Annotated in this window: 17 protein-coding genes; 13 read left to right on the top strand and 4 right to left on the bottom strand. The window is 39.8% G+C overall.

Annotated elements, in window-relative coordinates:
- Positions 1-211: 211 nt before the first annotated feature.
- The 4 genes from JWR23_RS09080 to uvrB form a co-directional block, all read right to left on the bottom strand.
- The gene (locus tag JWR23_RS09080; RefSeq protein WP_299515468.1) at positions 212-2,704 is read right to left on the bottom strand and encodes a YfhO family protein; all 2,493 of its coding nucleotides are present in this window, start codon (positions 2,702-2,704) and stop codon (positions 212-214) included.
- 87 nt (positions 2,705-2,791) lie between these two features.
- Positions 2,792-3,070, bottom strand: a complete 279-nt coding sequence (locus JWR23_RS09075; RefSeq protein WP_299515466.1) for a hypothetical protein — start codon at positions 3,068-3,070, stop codon at positions 2,792-2,794.
- A 5-nt stretch (positions 3,071-3,075) separates the two neighbouring features.
- Positions 3,076-3,327, bottom strand: a complete 252-nt coding sequence (locus JWR23_RS09070) for a DUF4834 family protein (RefSeq protein ID WP_299515465.1) — start codon at positions 3,325-3,327, stop codon at positions 3,076-3,078.
- A gap of 218 nt (positions 3,328-3,545) precedes the next feature.
- Positions 3,546-5,570, bottom strand: coding sequence for an excinuclease ABC subunit UvrB (gene uvrB, locus JWR23_RS09065; protein ID WP_299515464.1), 2,025 nt, complete (start codon positions 5,568-5,570; stop codon positions 3,546-3,548).
- A 251-nt stretch (positions 5,571-5,821) separates the two neighbouring features.
- Between uvrB and upp the strand changes: the two genes are divergently transcribed.
- From upp to JWR23_RS09000, 13 genes are all read left to right on the top strand, one after another.
- Positions 5,822-6,466: a uracil phosphoribosyltransferase gene (upp, locus tag JWR23_RS09060; RefSeq protein WP_299515462.1), complete on the top strand. Its 645-nt coding sequence runs from the start codon at positions 5,822-5,824 to the stop codon at positions 6,464-6,466.
- Between the two features lie 91 nt (positions 6,467-6,557).
- Entirely contained in the window at positions 6,558-6,998 is a 441-nt protein-coding gene (locus JWR23_RS09055; RefSeq protein WP_299515461.1) for a nuclear transport factor 2 family protein, read from the top strand.
- 61 nt (positions 6,999-7,059) lie between these two features.
- The gene (locus JWR23_RS09050) at positions 7,060-7,410 is read left to right on the top strand and encodes a hypothetical protein (protein WP_299515460.1); all 351 of its coding nucleotides are present in this window, start codon (positions 7,060-7,062) and stop codon (positions 7,408-7,410) included.
- A 296-nt stretch (positions 7,411-7,706) separates the two neighbouring features.
- Complete coding sequence (locus JWR23_RS09045) at positions 7,707-8,402, top strand: YjjG family noncanonical pyrimidine nucleotidase (protein WP_299515459.1); 696 nt, start codon at positions 7,707-7,709, stop codon at positions 8,400-8,402.
- A 119-nt stretch (positions 8,403-8,521) separates the two neighbouring features.
- The gene (locus JWR23_RS09040) at positions 8,522-9,049 is read left to right on the top strand and encodes a DinB family protein (protein WP_299515458.1); all 528 of its coding nucleotides are present in this window, start codon (positions 8,522-8,524) and stop codon (positions 9,047-9,049) included.
- 261 nt (positions 9,050-9,310) lie between these two features.
- Positions 9,311-10,165 (top strand): UDP-2,3-diacylglucosamine diphosphatase, encoded by an 855-nt coding sequence (locus tag JWR23_RS09035; protein ID WP_299515457.1) that lies wholly within the window; start codon positions 9,311-9,313, stop codon positions 10,163-10,165.
- Between the two features lie 130 nt (positions 10,166-10,295).
- Positions 10,296-11,279: a glycosyltransferase family protein gene (locus tag JWR23_RS09030; protein ID WP_299515456.1), complete on the top strand. Its 984-nt coding sequence runs from the start codon at positions 10,296-10,298 to the stop codon at positions 11,277-11,279.
- 185 nt (positions 11,280-11,464) lie between these two features.
- Complete coding sequence (locus tag JWR23_RS09025; RefSeq protein WP_299515454.1) at positions 11,465-12,451, top strand: DUF6427 family protein; 987 nt, start codon at positions 11,465-11,467, stop codon at positions 12,449-12,451.
- 104 nt (positions 12,452-12,555) lie between these two features.
- Complete coding sequence (purQ, locus tag JWR23_RS09020; RefSeq protein ID WP_299515453.1) at positions 12,556-13,248, top strand: phosphoribosylformylglycinamidine synthase subunit PurQ; 693 nt, start codon at positions 12,556-12,558, stop codon at positions 13,246-13,248.
- A complete protein-coding gene (locus JWR23_RS09015) occupies positions 13,248-13,991 on the top strand; it encodes a type III pantothenate kinase (RefSeq protein ID WP_299515451.1) in 744 nt (247 codons plus the stop codon). The genes purQ and JWR23_RS09015 overlap by 1 nt, the downstream gene beginning before the upstream one ends.
- Positions 13,984-15,315: a hypothetical protein gene (locus JWR23_RS09010; protein ID WP_299515450.1), complete on the top strand. Its 1,332-nt coding sequence runs from the start codon at positions 13,984-13,986 to the stop codon at positions 15,313-15,315. The genes JWR23_RS09015 and JWR23_RS09010 overlap by 8 nt, the downstream gene beginning before the upstream one ends.
- Positions 15,316-15,324: 9 nt before the next feature.
- On the top strand, positions 15,325-15,903 hold the full coding sequence (gene lptC / locus JWR23_RS09005; RefSeq protein ID WP_299515449.1) for an LPS export ABC transporter periplasmic protein LptC: 579 nt from the start codon (positions 15,325-15,327) through the stop codon (positions 15,901-15,903).
- A gap of 113 nt (positions 15,904-16,016) precedes the next feature.
- A complete protein-coding gene (locus JWR23_RS09000; protein WP_299515448.1) occupies positions 16,017-18,128 on the top strand; it encodes a SurA N-terminal domain-containing protein in 2,112 nt (703 codons plus the stop codon).
- Position 18,129: the final 1 nt, after the last annotated feature.

The raw sequence follows: 18,129 nt of genomic DNA, 5'->3' as shown, positions 1-18,129 counted from the left end.
GAGGTTATTAACAAAGAAAAAGAAGCAAAAAGAAAGCTTCAACAATAATAATAACCTGTTTATTTTGCTGAAGCTAATCTAAAGGAGATGACAATTTTAATTATATTGATAATCAATAACTTACAATCACGTCATTGCGAGGAAATAAAAAAGGCGATGAGTAAATTCATCGCCTTTTTCTATAAAAGACTTCGTAAGTCTCAATAAAAGATTAAGCTTTCTTACCCGTCGGCTTCTTTTTGTTTTCAATATATCCTGCAAATCCTAATGCAAGTATTAACAGAACTGATCCCGCAAAAGAAATGGTTTCGCCTGCGTAATAAGATACCGGGTGAAATATAAACTCTATTTTATGGTTACCTACCGGGATCTGCGCCGCGCGTAAAAGGTAATTAGCACGGAAATAAGGAGTTTCCTTGCCGTCTATCAGCATTTTCCAGCCCTTGTTATAATATACTTCAGAGAATACCGCAATTTGCGATGTGGTAGAACCACTCTCATAGATCATATGATCGGGGTTATAGCTGGTTAGTTTTATGGTTGCGCTGGTGTCAACTCCGTTTTTTACAGATTTAGTATCTATTAAGCTGCTATATTGTTGATCAACAATTGCAACATCTTTAGGTGCAAAACTGCTTATAGCTACCATTTCCTCATCGGCATTTTTTGCATATTTAATGCTTTTTACAAACCATACATGACCGCAAGCGGTTGGGTTTACCTGCATACTAACATTTTCTGATTTAGGGTCCTGCGTAATGATGTATTTAACGTTCATCATATCTAAAACATCATGGTTAATGCTTTTGGTAAACTGGTTATCTATTAACTCTTCATAACGTTTTAATCTTGCTGCAGAATATCCTCCGAATGATTTATGAAAAAATGGGTTAAATGTATCAGATTTCATCGGCACGGTCATATCAAACACGCGGAAGTCCGGGTCCTGGTCGCGTTTTATAAACTGATCTACCACGCGTTCCTGTGGCTGATAAGAATCTTGTTTTTCAGTAAAGTTTTCATCCTTTAGATAACGCTTATCTATTTGCCACATATCAGCCAATATCAATGCAAGGAAGGCAACTGATAAAATGGTGACATTGATCTTATGCTTAATAAAGGCCCATAATATGCCAAAGGTTATCAATATAAATATCAAAGTACGTATAGCATCGGCGCGTTCGAGGCTTATCCTGTCCTTAACCAACGCGTTAGATATGCTTGTAGCCAATGTGTTATCATTTAGCTTAAAAGCTTGCGTAAGCTGGGCTATGCCGGTTGCCTGGTCTGTAGCTCTAAAGCTTAATAAAAGGTCTGGCAGGGCAATTAATATTAAGGTTAAACCGCCTGTAATATATAAGGAAAGCTTTAATTTCTTGAATATTTCTTTGTTATCACGTGCTTCAATGATCTCTTTGATAGCTAAAAACGCTAATATTGGAAAGCATAGACTGGCGACAGCCAATATAGACTCTACAACTCTAAACTTATTGTAAAGCGGGAAGTAATTGAAGAACAGGTCTGATACAAAGGGCCAGTTACTGCCAAAAGAAAGCAGCATAGTTAATACTACGGTAGCCAGCAACCACCATTTAAGGCGGCTTTTTACAATAAGCAACCCGAAAATAAACAGAAAACAAATTACTGCACCAAAATAATACGGACCGCTGGTACCCGGTTTATTGCCCCAATAAGTACCCATACCCGGGAAACCGCCAATTTGATTAGCTAATTGTACAGCCTTATCTTCCGGAACGTTATTAGCAAGGAATACTTTAACTGTTGCAGAGTTTTGATCTAATATTTCTGTACCGCTGCCACCGCCGTAAGCGTTTGGCACTAAAAAGGTAAGGCACTCGCCAACGCCCTGGCTCCAGCCATAAGCATAATCTTTTGCCAAACCGTTGCTTGGCTCGGTAGTGTGTTGTGTTAAGTTTGATTGCCCACGGATGGTATCCTTACCATAGTCATAAGTGCTCCAAAGTATGGAGGCATTTACAGCCAGGGCCAATAGCAATGCGCCGCCCAGGTAGGCTAAAGATTTAAAATAGGCAGATGTTTTTTTTGCTTTGACAGCATGGTAAAGCTCAATTCCGGCTAAAATGAGTATTGCCAGCATTAAGTAGTAGGTCATTTGAATATGGTTCGACCTGATCTCCATTGCCAGGAAAAGCGCGGTTAACGATCCGCCCAATATATATTTACCACGGAGGGTTAAAATTATGCTTGCCAGTATAGGCGCGAAAAACGCGATGGCATAGGCCTGGTTAGCATGCCCGGCAACCAGCAAAATTATATTGTATGATGAAAAAGTAAACGCTATAGCTCCCGCGGCAGACAACCACGGGTTAAGCTTTAATACAATGAATAAGAAGTATGCGCCTAACAAGAATATTAAAACCGTATCAATAGGGTTAGGGAATATAACTTTTAACGCGTGTATAACATGTGTAGTAATATTAGCCTTATAAGGTGCCCAAAGCTGGAAAACAGGCATACCGCCAAATATTTGGTTAGTCCACAATATAGTGGTGTCTTTTGCTTTATAGGCATTTATTTCTGTAGCGGTAGATTGTGCCCCGGTTACATCAGCCTGCCCCAATGTTTTTCCCTGGAAAGCGGGTGTAAAATATAGAAAGCATATCACTAAGAAAATTCCAATTATGGCAAAGTGGATGCCATTGCGCTTGAACCAGTTACTCATCTAAGTTATTTATAATGGATAAGATAATATATTATTCTTCAAAAATAGAAATTTGCGTGAGAATAGGAATTATAAGTTTTAAAGGTTTTATAAACCTTTGCGGGCAAGAAAGTATAATGCTACCAGGCCAAGCAGACTGATAATGTAAGCGATAATATTTACCTTGTTATAATCTTCGCGGTTGCGGCGGATGTTGAAATAATTATATATGGCGAACAGGATAAGCGTAAGCCCGAAAAACCAATTTATTTTATTATCCAGCGTAAACAGGGCGCAGCATACTATATAATTGGTGATAATGAGCAAAACAGGCTTGGGCGTATTATTGTGATTACGCCTGCGCTTGAATATGTCATCAGATATCATTTTGGTTACTTTACTTCTTCGTAATCTACAAATTCGCCTTCACTATCAGGAAATTTGCCTTTTTGATTTTCAGGAACATAATCAACTTTTACGCGGCCGGTTGGTTTTTCCTGGCTTTTATAATTTGTTTGCTGATTTTGTTGCTGTGCTTTGTTTACCATGCTTTGAAAAAGCATTGGCAATGCCCAGCGCACAATGGCTCTAAGTATATATAGTATTGCGATTGCAATAAATAGAAAACGGATCAACTCTTCCATCTTGTTAAATTCTTATTAATAAAGCGTACAAATATAATATTATAACGACAAAATTGTTTGCTTATGATTAGTGTTGTGTTTAAGACAGGGCGGCTGATAGTATTGTTACAATGCTTTTGTATTGATAATGTCATTTCGGAACGACAGAGAGCTTATACGTTATGCCCGGTTGTATAAGATTTCTTCTCATACCTCGTTCGAAATAACATTGGAATTTGCTAAAACTTTTCTTCCATCATCTTTTCCAGCGCGAACATTTCGTCGCGCAGTTTGGCGGCCAGTAAAAAATTCATGTCCTTAGCAGCGGCAAGCATATCCTTTTTTGTATTGTCGATTGATTTTTTAAGATCAGCTTTCGACATATATTGTACTATCGGGTCGGCGGCCATAGTCATCATATCCGTTTCTACATAAGCCTTTTGCACCCCACCCTGAAAATCAACTACTGATGTTTGCTCAATAATTTCTTCCCTGGTTTTGCCAATAGTTAACGGGGTGATGCCATTTGCTGTATTGTAGGCAATTTGTAATTCGCGGCGGCGGGTGGTTTCGCTCATGGTTATTGCCATAGAGTCGGTAATTTTATCGGCATACATAATTACCCGGCCACGGTCATTACGGGCAGCTCGGCCTATGGTTTGTATCAGGGATCGTTCGCTGCGCAAAAAGCCTTCCTTATCCGCATCCAAAATAGCTACTAATGATACCTCGGGCAGATCCAGTCCTTCGCGTAATAAGTTTATACCTATCAGCACATCAAACTCGCCCAAACGCAGCCCCCTCAATATTTCTACCCGCTGCAGGGTTTTAACTTCCGAGTGTATGTAGCGGCATTTAATACCTAAACGATCCATGTATTTAGCCAACTCCTCGGCCATGCGCTTGGTAAGGGTGGTTACCAATATACGGTCGCCCATTTTAATGGTTTTATCTACCTCGTCCAGCAGGTCGTCTACCTGGTTAATTACCGGCCTTACCTCAATTACAGGGTCAAGCAGGCCGGTCGGGCGTATCACCTGCTCCACTACCACACCACCCGATTTTTCTAATTCAAAATCGGCAGGGGTAGCGCTTACATAAATAGTTTGCGGTGCCAAACGCTCAAACTCCTGGAAGTTTAGCGGGCGGTTATCCATAGCTGCCGGCAAGCGGAACCCATAATCAACCAATGATATTTTGCGCGAACGGTCGCCGCCATACATGGCCCGTATTTGGGGCACGGTTACGTGGCTTTCATCTATCACCATCAGGTAATCATCAGGAAAATAATCAAGCAAACAGAATGGCCTTGCACCCGGCGCGCGGCCATCAAAAAAGCGGGAGTAATTCTCGATACCAGAACAATAGCCCAGCTCGCGTATCATCTCCAGGTCATAGTTAACCCTTTCCTCCAAACGTTTGGCTTCCAGGAAACGGCCATCGCCAATAAATTGCTTTTTTCGGGTTTCCAGTTCTTCCTGTATGGCCCATATAGATTGTGTAAAACGCTCTCTTGGCGCTACATATAAATTGGCAGGGTAAAGCACCATGTGCGTCATTTTCTCAACCGTTTTACCGGTGCCGATATCAAAGGTGCTTAACTCTTCAATATCGTCACCAAAAAAGGAAATGCGATAGGCATAATCCATATAGGCCGGGAAAATATCAACGGTATCGCCCTTAACTCTAAAAGTACCACGCTTAAAATCGGCAGTGGTGCGCGAGTATAGTATCTCTACTAATCGATGTAAAAAAGCATTCCTGCTAATACGTGTACCCACCGCGAATTTAAATACGGAGTTGGCAAAATCCTCAGGATTACCCATACCGTAAATGCAGGATATGGACGAAACCACAATAACATCCCGCCGGCCACTCATTAATGCCGATGTGGTGCGCAAACGCAGTTTTTCAATTTCCTCGTTTATCTGCAGGTCCTTTTCTATATAGGTATTGGTGGTGGGTATAAAAGCTTCGGGTTGGTAATAGTCGTAATAAGATACAAAATAGTTAACCGCGTTTTCCGGGAAAAACTGCTTGAACTCGCCATACAGCTGCGCGGCCAGGGTTTTATTATGGCTTAAAACCAGTGTAGGTTTTTGCGTTTGCTGTATAACATTGGCAATAGTAAACGTTTTACCCGAGCCGGTTACACCCAGCAGGGTTTGAAAAGGGTCGTGGTTATTTACACCATTAACCAGCTGCCTGATGGCTTCGGGCTGGTCGCCGGTGGGTTTATATTGAGAAGTTAGTTTAAAATCCATGCAGATAACAAAAATACGGTTTAGTGATTAGAGATTGGAGGTTAGTGATTAGTTAATTGGAGGTTAGTGATTAGTTTTACATTGCGATTAAAATATATCAAAGTAAATAACTGTTGATGACAACCTTATGTCAGTAGTAAAGATTAGTTAATTAGAGATTAAAGATTAGTTTTAAAATCCAATTAATTAGATTTACAAATAACAACGCGCAAAACCTAATCTCTAATTAACTAACCTCTAATTTCTAAAAAATGATCTTCATTCTCAACAAAACCAATACCATTGGAAATAGTTTTTTGGCCGAAATGCGAGACGCGGTTATTCAGAAAGACAAACAACGGTTTAAGCGCAACCAGGAAAAGTTGGGCGAGATACTGGCTTATGAGATCAGCAAGAAATTAAAGTATACCCCCACAGAAGTGCAAACCCCATTAGGCACCGCCACCGTAAATTTACCGGTAGAGTACCCGGTGCTGGGGGCCATATTACGTGCAGGCCTGCCGTTTCACCAGGGGTTCATGAATTTTTTCGATCAATCATCATCGGCATTTGTTACGGCTTACCGTAAAGTTAAACGGGGAGGTAGCTTTGTAATTAATGTAGACCATATATCAACCCCAAACCTTGACGGTAAAATATTTATTTTATGCGATACCATGTTGGCCACCGGACAAAGTATAGTGGAAGTTTGCAAGCAACTAAAGGCACAGTATGATATTAAGGATCTGCACATTGCTACGGTAATTGCCAGCACTGAAGGTATAGAGCATGTTCGCGCTAACCTGCCTAAGGTAAACTTATGGGTTTGTGCCGTTGATGACGAAATGACCAGCAAGGCCTATATAGTGCCAGGTTTGGGCGATGCCGGTGATTTGGCGTTTGGAAAGAAAAGTTAGATGTAGGTACCTACAAGTACCTACACCATATACACCCATATACACTGGCAAAATGATGACACCAAATAATTGATAAATAAATAGTATAGTCATGAAAAAATTACTGCTTATTATTACTTTATTGCTGCCTGTAACGTGCTTTGCACAAGGCAAAACAGACAAACAACTCATTGGACAATTGCGTAATAACTGGACCGTTTACCTGCAAACTAAACAGTTGGGCAAGGCAACGGACCAATATACCGATGATGCCGTTTTCTACTCGACTGGTGAAGAGAACGCGGTGGGCAAAAAGGCCATAACCAAGTTGTACCGGTCTGTAATGAAGCAATTTAATGCGCGCATTAAATTTCATAGTTCGGGGGTAACTGTATCCGGCGATCTGGCCAGCGATAGCGGCGACTATAACGAAACAACGGTAGATAACACCACCCATAAAACCGCTAAATTTAAAGGCAGCTACCTGATGGTATTACAAAGGAAGCCCGATGGCTGGAAAATAAACAGGATAATGTGGACGGTGGGGAAATGATGTGGAAATTTTTAAACAATTGCACTGATAATGAGTTATATGCATTATAACTCACACAGTCATGAAAAAATCAACAACCCTATTTTTTACAACCCTGCTTATTGCAGGTTCACTAAACACTATCGCGCAGAAACTGCCTAAACGCGAAAGCGTTAATCTTCCCGAAGGGCGTAATATTTTGATGCAGGCGTCTTTAAACCACCTGGGCCACGCTAACGGAAGAACCACTATCGACATTGTAATTAATAAAAAAGGCGATGTAGTTTCGGCACTGGCAGATCGTAAACTTACTACTATCAAAGACAAGGCATTTGTACACAAAGTAGAGGAAGCGGTACTGGCTATGAAATTTAATAGTGATACGCACTTACCAGATACGCAACGTGGTAGTTTAACGTATTCGTTTAGGTAGTTGTATTGAGCTCGCCTCAAAAAGTAAAATTAAGTTGAGCGATAAAAAATTATATTTTGCATTATAAAAGCTCTGTGGTGCTTTGCGTATCTTCTTAGCGTCCTCAGTGGTAAAATTTAACCACATGAGGTCGCTAAGCAGGCACGAAGATCACAAAGCCGAATATTATTTGCAACTGATTTGAATAAATACTTTTGAGATAGCAACTATTGTGTAAATAGATAGGTCATTGCCCCTCAGTAGGGAGTGAACCCCGGGCTAATAATTAGGGCTAAAAGTTTAACTTTGCTGCCGCAATGAAACAATACACCCACATCTTTTTCGATCTTGACCATACCATATGGGATTTTGATAAAAATGCCGAGGAGGCGCTGCATGAGCTTTATGTTTTGCATCGCCTGCATGATATCGGCCTCACATCTGCCGATGCTTTTATTGAAACCTACACTAAAAACAACCACCAGCTTTGGCGCGAATACCATGTGGGTAACATCACTAAAGAAACTTTGCGTGCGGCACGTTTTAAACAAACATTTTTAGACCTGGGCGTACACCCTGATGTAATACCTAATGGGTTTGAAGATGCTTATGTAAAATTGTGTCCAACAAAAACAAACCTTTTCCCAAACGCGCACGAAACTTTGGCTTATCTGCAATCAAAATATACGTTGCATTTAATATCCAATGGATTTAAAGAATCGCAGGATATTAAGATAGGTAATACCGGCATTGGTAAATATTTTACGCATGTTATCATATCAGAGATTGTGGGGGCTAATAAACCCGATAAAGCCATATTTGAATATGCCATTAATTTAGCCGGCGTAAAAAGAGAAGAATGCCTGATGATTGGCGACAGTTTAGAAGCTGATGTACTGGGCGCTTTAAATTTTGGTATGGATGCTATTTATTTTAATCCGTTTAATGCACCAAAGCCCGATGAGGTGCCGGTGCAGATAATGGATTTGAAAGAGTTAACTTTACTATTATAAAGAAAGTTTAGCGGCATCCTGGCGATTATCCCAAAAACAATAATTCAATACTTTCCTGTTTCAGACGATAAAACAGGCTGACTTGTTAAATTGCTGATTTAAACAGTTAACTTCACTTTATGAAAATAGCCAAAGAGCGCCGGGCCATTGATGCCGCGCTTGATAACTATCGCAGCCAGTTAGATACCATTCCTGATGACCTGTTTGACGTAACGCCGCCAGGTGGCGGATGGTCGTTTGCCGAAGTGTACTCGCATATATTGCAGGCTACTATTGGGTCTGCTATAGCGGCCGAGCGCTGTGCAAATGGCACCTGCGAGCTAACCAAAAAAGGATTAACTGTTTTAGGCAGGCTGGTTTTATTTTTCGGCAGCTTACCACCAATAAAGGTAAAAGTGCCGGCAGCCGAGGCCGCCAGAATGAAAGTAACCAAGCTTACTAAAGAAGAAGCCCGAAATTTATTAATAAAATGCAGGAGCCGCGTTGATACCATAACATCACGCATTAATGATGCACCGCCCGGAAGCCGTTTTAAACACTCGCGTTTTGGTATGATGAATGCCGGGCAATGGTATAAATTTATCCTGATACATTTAACACACCATTTAGCGCAATTAGAGCGGATAAAAAATAAATTTTCAATTTGATGAAACCTTATACAATTAATGAAGTCTTAACGTTAAGATAATGTTGATTGATGACCTTTGTAAAAACCTTGTATTATGCAATTTGAGTACGCGTATGTTTTTGTAGTAGGACTACTGCTCCTGGTGGGCGTATTTTATTTAAGTCCCTATGAACTTACAGTTAATAAAGACGACGACGACGAATAGCCGCCGGTTTAAAATTTTATTCCATCCCTTAACCGGTAATTTTACCGGACAGAACATTATCCCCCAAAACTTTTCATGGCAAAACGCGAAGTTGATATCGTAATTATATCCGATGTGCATTTGGGTACCTATGGCTGTCATGCCAAAGAGCTGCTTAAATATTTAAAAAGCATCAAACCCAAAATGCTTATCCTAAACGGCGATATTATTGATATATGGCAGTTTAGCAAATCGTACTGGCCCGAAGCGCACATGAAGGTGGTGCGCCGCATATTAAAATTTGTTACCGAAGGCACGCCCGTTTACTATTTAACCGGCAATCACGACGAAATGCTGCGCAAGTTTGCCGATTTTAACCTGGGCTCGTTTCAACTGCTTAATAAATTGGTATTAAACGTTGATGGCAAAAAAGCTTGGATATTTCATGGCGATGTGTTTGATGTTACCATGCAATACTCTAAATGGCTGGCAAAGCTGGGTGCTGTTGGTTATGATACGCTAATATGGCTAAACAGTATTACCAACTGGTTTTTAACTGCAATCGGCAAAGAAAAAATGAGCTTTTCGCAAAAGGTAAAGGCAAGGTTTAAAGATGCCGTTAAATTTATAAACCAGTTTGAGCAAACCGCCGCCGACCTGGCTGTAGCTAAAGAATATCAATATGTAATATGCGGGCACATTCATCATGCCGAAATAAGAGAAATGACGGCTACTGATAACCGGGGCAAAGTATTATACCTAAACAGCGGCGATTGGGTAGAGAGCCTTACCGCGTTAGAATACCATAACGGCAAATGGGAAATATTTAAATACGACCCCGGCAATTTTAATACAGACGTGGATGAGGATGATAAAACCGATGCCGAGGATTTGGATGCTAAACTGGACGTTAACCTGTTGTTGGAACGGTTTAAACAGGAAGCACCGTAAGCTTTTTATTGGAATATTTTAAAGTTGAAATGTTTTAAGGTTGACGCCAAACAATTTTTTTACTTTAGGACTTTTAAAAGCTGCAAACCTAAAATTTTGCAACATTTCAACCTTACAACATTCCAACAGAATGAAAATTCTATACGCCATACAGGGAACAGGCAACGGACACATTAGCCGTGCGCGCGAGATAGTACCCCTGTTACAGCAATATGGCCAGCTGGACCTGTTAGTTAGCGGTACCCAGGCCGAAGTTACACTGGCGCAACCCCTTAAATATAAGTTCCACGGTTTTAGTTTTGTATTTGGCACCAATGGCGGCGTTGATAAATGGGCTACTTATAAAATAATGGATCTGCCGCAGCTATGGCGGGATATGCATAGTTTGCCTTTAAAAGAGTATGACCTCATTATTAATGATTTTGAACCTGTTAGCGCCTGGGCATGCAGGCTGCAAAAAATGCCTTCGGTATCATTAAGTCATCAATGTGCTTTTGTTTCGCCTAAAACACCACGGCCCGGTAAATGGAACTATGGCGAGTGGCTGCTTAAATATTATTCGCCTACAACGCACCATATCGGGTTCCATTTTGAGCGTTATGATGATTTTATACATACCCCGGTAATACGCAGTGAGATACGTAACCTGCAAACCAGCAACCTGGGCCATTATACAGTTTACCTGCCGGCTTATGATGATAAAAAGCTGGCTAAATATTTAAATGAAACTAATGTGCAATGGCATATTTTCTCTAAACGGCAAAAAACAGTTTCGCAAATAGGTAATGTTCAAATATTCCCGGTAAATAATGAGGGGTTTAACAGTAGCCTGGCCAGTTGCGAGGGCCTGCTTACCGGCGGTGGTTTTGAGGGCCCGGCCGAAGCGCTGTTTCTGCAAAAAAAGTTAATGATGATACCTATGCAGGGGCAGTATGAGCAGCAATGCAATGCCTTAGCCGCATCCAAACTGGGTGTGCCGGTTATACAGGCTATTGATGATAGCTTTGTTGCCCGCATTAATCACTGGATAAAGGAAGATAACAAAGTATGGGTTGATTTCCCCGATGAAACCGCGCAGATTGTGGATAATATGGTGAAGCGGTTCGCGAGGTAAAAGTCTTTTTACTGGTAAATTTTGCCGAAGGGCAGGTTAGCGCGAAATAGTGGGCAAAAGAATTAGCCCATGGTTTTACCTGATTTGCCGGGCAAGCCCAGCGGCCAACAGCGCTACGACGCAATACGAGTAAATACAGGATTATTGATTTTAACATAACCGCTTTTTCTGCTAATATTGCAGTCATGATAAATGTGTTCAGAACCTATAACCCGTTTAATATTTTATGGTTGGCCATTTTATTGTTTTTGCTGCGTATAGGTTACGTTTATCATGCGCCAGCTGCCATACAATTTACCTTTGTCGAGCCCTTTGCCCGGCTCTGGGTACCCGGCGCTTATGAATATGCCTTAGATCCGTTACTTAATATATTCCTTGCAGGTGTTTTGGTATTTGCGCAGGCTTTAATGATAAACCGCGTAGTTAACCAATATGGTTTATTAAGCAGGCCCAGTTTTTTACCTGCACTGATGTATATTATTCTTACCACTTTATTTACGCCATTCCTAATATTGAGTCCGCCACTGATATGTAATTTTCTGGTGATATGGATGCTGTATAAACTATTTAGCCTTTATAAGACCGATGATGCAAAATCAACGGCCTATGATTTGGGAATGATAGTAGCGATAGGCTCATTAATTTATTTTCCTTTTATTTATTTTTTCTTAACCATTTGGATAGCTTTAATAATTTTTAAACCTTTTAACTGGCGCGAGTGGGTAGCCGGCATAATGGGTTATATAACTATATTTTTCTTTTTGGCCGTATTTTATTATCTAAAGGGTAATCTAAATGTATTTTATACTATCTGGGTGCCGTTAGGTACTAAATTTCCGGGCCATGTTAACATTCAATATTATAATTACCTGGTGCTAATTCCGGTCATTATTATTTTTATACTGGGTATTTTTAAGATCAGGCAAATATTTTTCAGGAGTTATGTACAGGTGCGCAAGTCGTTCCAACTGCTATTTATGGTTTTTTTGGTAGCCGGGCTATCATTTTATGTAAAGGCCGAGTTTAATTTAAGCCATTTTTTATTGTGCACCATCCCTGCAGCGGTGTTTTTTGCCTACTATTTTTTATACGCCAATACACGCTGGTTGTATGAAAGTTTGTTTTTTATACTGCTCATCAGCATAGTTTATTTTCAGTTTAACACTTTTTAACTTTTACATTCGTTCAAATTTCGGCTGTTATATTAGATTTGTAGCATGAAACAATTATAGGTTGCTGTACACACCTATTAATTATTATTAAAAACAGGTAGCTGATGAAATTTGGTGTAGTTATATTTCCGGGGTCTAATTGCGATGAAGATATTATTCATGTATTAGATAAAATAATGGGTCAGCAGGTTGTTCGCCTATGGCATAAGGACCATGATCTGCAAGGTGCAGATTTTATTATACTACCCGGCGGCTTTTCATTCGGCGATTATCTTCGCTCTGGCGCGATAGCGCGTTTTTCGCCCATAATGGAACAGGTTATACAATTTGCCGCTAAAGGCGGTTATGTAATGGGTATATGCAACGGTTTTCAAATATTAACCGAAGCCGGTTTACTGCCGGGTGCTTTATTACATAACAGCAACCGTAAGTTTATTTGCCGTAACACTTACATGAAGGCGCAAACAACACAATCATTAATTACTGCCCAGATTGATCTGCAACGTGCCTTAAAAATACCTATTGCTCATGGCGAGGGGAATTATTTTGCTGATGCTGATGTGTTAAAATCAATAAATGATAATGACCAGGTTTTGTTTAGATATTGCGACGAGGCCGGCAACATTATTACCGAAGCTAACCCTAACGGGTCGATAGAAAACATAGCGGGAATAACCAATACCAACCGTAATGTATTTGGCTTTATGCCGCATCCGGAGCGTGCGGCTGATCCATTGTTAGCTAACGAGGACGGGCTGGCAATTTTTGAGTCAATATTATCAATGGTTAAAGCCTGATGGCCAATTTGGTTATTGATATAGGTAATACTTTTATCAAGATAGCCATATTTGAGCAGGATGAAATAGCTTATACAAAACATTATAAAACCATTGATATTAAAATACTTGATAATTTATTAACCGGTTATCATGTTGATAAAACCATCATATCATCAGTAAAAAAAAACAGCGAAGAGTGGGAAACCGGGTTGAAGGAAAAAACACAGTTAATATATTTTAATACCGGAATGACCACAGGCATCCATAATCATTACCGTACACCACAAACTCTGGGACTTGACCGGTTGGCTGCTGTTATAGGAGCCAATTATTTATATCCTCAAAAAAACAACCTGGTAATTGATGGGGGCACCTGTATAACTTATGACTGGATAGATGCCGAAGGAAATTATTTTGGCGGAAGCATATCACCCGGATTAAATATGCGTTATAATGCGCTAAATCATTACACCTCAAACCTGCCGGTAATAAGTGCAGATGAAAGTTTTGAAGGTAACAGTGGTAATGATACGCAAACAGCCATAACATCCGGCGTGCAAAACGGGATTAAATTTGAACTTAATGGCTTTATTGAAAGCTATGCAAAAAATAAACAGGAATTAAACATAATACTTACAGGAGGCGACAGTATTTTTTTTGATACTCTATTGAAAAATAGCATCTTTGCCCCCTATATAAAAATCGAACCTTACCTGGTTCTTAAAGGATTAAACGCAGCTACACAAAAGCATAATGATTAAATATACTAAGTTTTTTATAACACTTTTACTTGCAGTTATCGTATTTGAGGCAAAATCGCAATCCACGGCAACTACAAGCTCCCCATATTCACAATTCGGATTAGGTGACCTTACCCCACAGTGGTTACCTCAAAATGCCGCTATGGGTGGTATTGCTACCGGTATAAATAAAATAAACGGGTATAATACAGTAAACTCGCTTAATCCTGCTTCATACGCTGCAATTGATTTTACAACTATTGATATTGGCTTGTATGGAAACATTGTTAATTTAAGCCAAAACGGCCAGTCCACTCAAAGAAATTCAAATTTTCGTTTAAGCCACGTAGCGTTTGCCATACCTGTTGCCGCACATTCGGCATTTAGTTTTGGCTTGATGCCTTATACCGAACTGGGTTATAATTATACCGTTACCTCACCAAATTTCGGTACAAAAAATCCGGCTGATACGGTAGCGGTTCATAGTATTTATAGTGGCGAAGGCGGCTTATCAAAAGCTTATATAGGTTATGGTACCAAAATAGCCAAGGGTTTAATGGTGGGTTTTAATGCATCATACATATTTGGCGACCTGAAACATTACCGCTCTACAGAATATGACTCGCCGGGAACCTTAAATTCAAGAGATGAACAGGATCTTACTGTTGGCGGGATAAATTTTGATTATGGTGCTCAATATCAAATAGATCTTTCAGCAACGCGCCATATTGTACTGGGTTATTCAGGATCATTAAAGTCAAAAATTGGCGCGCAAAGCACTCATGTTGTTAGCCAGTATTCTATTATTAATGGCAGTCAAAATGTTGCTGCAGATACGTTAGTAAATACGCAAAGCGCTTCAACTAAAATACAGCTGCCACAAATTAATCACTTCGGTATATCCTATCAAAAAGATCAGAAATATTTAATTGGCGCCGATTATAGTACCGGCCATTGGTCTGATCTAAGCATTGGTGGCGTAAATCAAGGTATGGCCAATAGCTCTACATTAAATATGGGTGGCCAATACACTCCTAATATAAACGCGCTGGGCAATTACTGGGCTACTATTGATTACCGTTTAGGATTAATATTTGATCAAACCTATTATAATATAGCCAATCCTACCGGCAGTGGTAGTACAAATATAAAATCGCATGCGGTTACTTTTGGTTTGGGCTTGCCGTTGGCATCTCGTGGCCTGAGTTTTTATAAGGTTAACTTCTCGGCCGAATTAGGACAGCGCGGTACGCTAAATAATGGCCTGGTAAAAGAAAACTATATTAACCTGCATTTAGGTTTTACACTTAACGATAAATGGTTTCAACGTTATAAATTTGATTAATTGAGTATAATGCATAGTCGGGTAAAACAGGTATCAGCCTTTTTTTTGCCGGCACTGCTTTTAAGCATGCTGCTTTTAGGGGCATGCGAAAATGATCTTAAGAAGATCCAGGAAATATCAGCAAAATTGGTGAGCCAGCCAATTGATACCACCAGGGGTGTTGAAGTTATTTATAGCGACTCGGCTATAGTTAAAGGTAAAATGCTTACCCCTTTGTTAATTCATTACGCTGTAGCCAAATCTTATTATATAATGCCTAAAGGTGTTAAGGTTGTTTTTTATGATAAGAATGCTGCAGAAAGCGGTACTATAGTTTCTGATTCTGCCGTTCAGCGTGATAAAGAACAGCTAACCGAATTTTATAAAAATGTTGTGGCCACCAATGCCCAGGGCGAAACCTTTAAATCAGACGAGTTAATATGGGATCAGGTGAAACAAATTATATATTCTAACAAGCCGGTACAAGTAACCACATCAGACGGTAATGTAATAAACGGGATAAATTTTAAAAGCGATGATAAGCTAACTCACCCTAAATTCGGAGCGTCAACAGGTATATTTAATGTTACAGATATGCCCCCACAATAAGTGTATATTTGAGGTAAAAATTTGTGTTATATAATTTTACTAAAAATTGTATCTTGCGCCCTCTTTTTAAAATATAATTAAGAATTAAATTTAATTAAATATAGGATAAGTATATGGCTGTAATGGGTTACCTGCGTGAGCGGATGGGTAAAATTGTCGCAGGACTAATAGGATTTTCACTTCTTGCTTTTATTGTTACTGAGGTAATAAAAAGCGGCGGGTCTTTTTTGAAAGGTGATACCAATGAATTAGGCGCTGTTGGCGATGAAAAAATTCCTTTAGATGAATATAATAAAGCTGTCGACCAAAATACGGCACAGTTTAAGCAGCAGTCTGGTCAATCCAGTGTTACGCCTCAAATTACTGCCTATGTTCAGGATAATACCTGGAACCAGTTTGTAAGCAAGGCTATTATCAGAAAAGAAGTTGAAAAACTTGGTTTGGTTGTTAGTCCTGATGAAACACAAGCTATGACTACCGGCACTAACCCGGACAGACAGGTTATACAAGCTTTTACCGACCCGCAAACCGGTAGGTTTGATCGCGCAAATTTAATTAGTGTTGTTAATAATATAAAAAGCCAAAAAGATGATAACCCGCAAAAAATACGATGGGTTGAGTTTGTAACGCAGTTAATTGAAGCAAAGTTAGGCGAGAAATACATGTCGATGGTTACCAATGGCTTGTATGTAAACTCGCTTGATGCTAAGGATAATTACGAAAACAAAAACAAACTGGCCAATTTTAAATACGCGGTATTAGATTATGCATCAGTTGCAGATAGCAAAGTTACTTTAACCGATGCGGACTATAGCAGCTATTATGACGAGCATAAAGCAGAATTTAAAAATCCGCAGGAATTAAGAAGCATCAGCTATGTAAGCTTTAATGGCGCGCCTTCGGCAGAAGATTCGGTAGCTATAAAACAACAAATTAGCAAACTTATACCTGATTTTAAAGCCAGTACTAATGATTCATTGTTTGTACAAATAAACTCCGAAACAAAAGCACCGCTTATTTATCAGCATAAGGGCCAGCTTGACCCTAAAATAGATACAGTGATGTTTAAAGCATCAAATGGATTTGTTTTTGGTCCATACCTGTCAAATGGCAGCTTTAAATTGGCAAAATTGGTTGATTCGCGTGTCGGGCCCGATTCTGTAAAAGCAAAGCATATTTTAATTAGCCCTGTAGATGGTGGTATGCCTAAGGCAATTGCTACAGCAGATTCACTTAAGAAATTGATTGAATCAGGAAAAAAATCATTTGCAGACCTTGCCTCAACATTTTCGGTTGATAAGGGCTCGGCAGCTAAAGGCGGCGAACTGGGTATGTTTGGTCGTGGCTCGATGGTACCTGCTTTTGAAGAAGCTGTTTTTAACGGTAAAAAAGGCGATCTTAAAATAGTTACCACACAATATGGCGCTCATTTGATCCAGATCGAAGATCAAAAAGGATCATCAAAAGTAGTAAAGGTTGCAGTTATTGATAAGCCATTATCAGCAAGCACCAAAACACAATCAGCAGCATACAGTAAAGCACAGGCGTTCCTGATCTCTTTAACAAAAGATAACTTTGATGCTCAGGCAAAAAAAGGAAGTTTAAGTGTTAAAACCGCTGATGATGTAACTGGTGTGGCGCGTACTTTGCCCGGACTTGATGATGCGCGTGATTTAATTAGATGGGCATTTAAATCAGCCAAAGGTGATATTTCTGACCAGGTATTTACTATAGGTAACCAATACATAGTTGCACATGTAACACAAATTAAGCCGCAGGGAACCTTAGCCCTTGATCTGGTTAAAAAACAAATAGAGCCGGCAGTAAGGAACCAGGTAAAAGGTAAATTATTAACCGATAAATTTGCAGCAGCCATAAGTGGCTCATCATCTATTGAGCAGATTGCTCAAAAGGCAGGTGCAAAAGTTGTTCCGGTACAAAATATTGTTTTTGCTAATCCTGTTATTCCGGGTTCATCGGCAGAGTATAAAGTTGTAGGTTCGGTTTTCGGCTCGCCGATTAATAAAATTTCTAAACCGGTTGCCGGCCAGCAAGGTGTTTATGTGTTTACGGTTAATAATTTTATAAGCCCGGCACCACTTACAAATGCAGTAAGAGAGAAAGAACAAATAGGCCAGGCAATGATGCAGCGATCAGAAGGGCAGATATTTGAGGCCCTGAAAGATAAGGACAATGTAAAAGATTACAGAGCCAAGCTGTTATAGA

This window comes from Mucilaginibacter sp. (assembly GCF_028288205.1).
GTDB lineage: Bacteria > Bacteroidota > Bacteroidia > Sphingobacteriales > Sphingobacteriaceae > Mucilaginibacter.
This window is presented reverse-complemented; position numbering and strand designations above follow the sequence as displayed.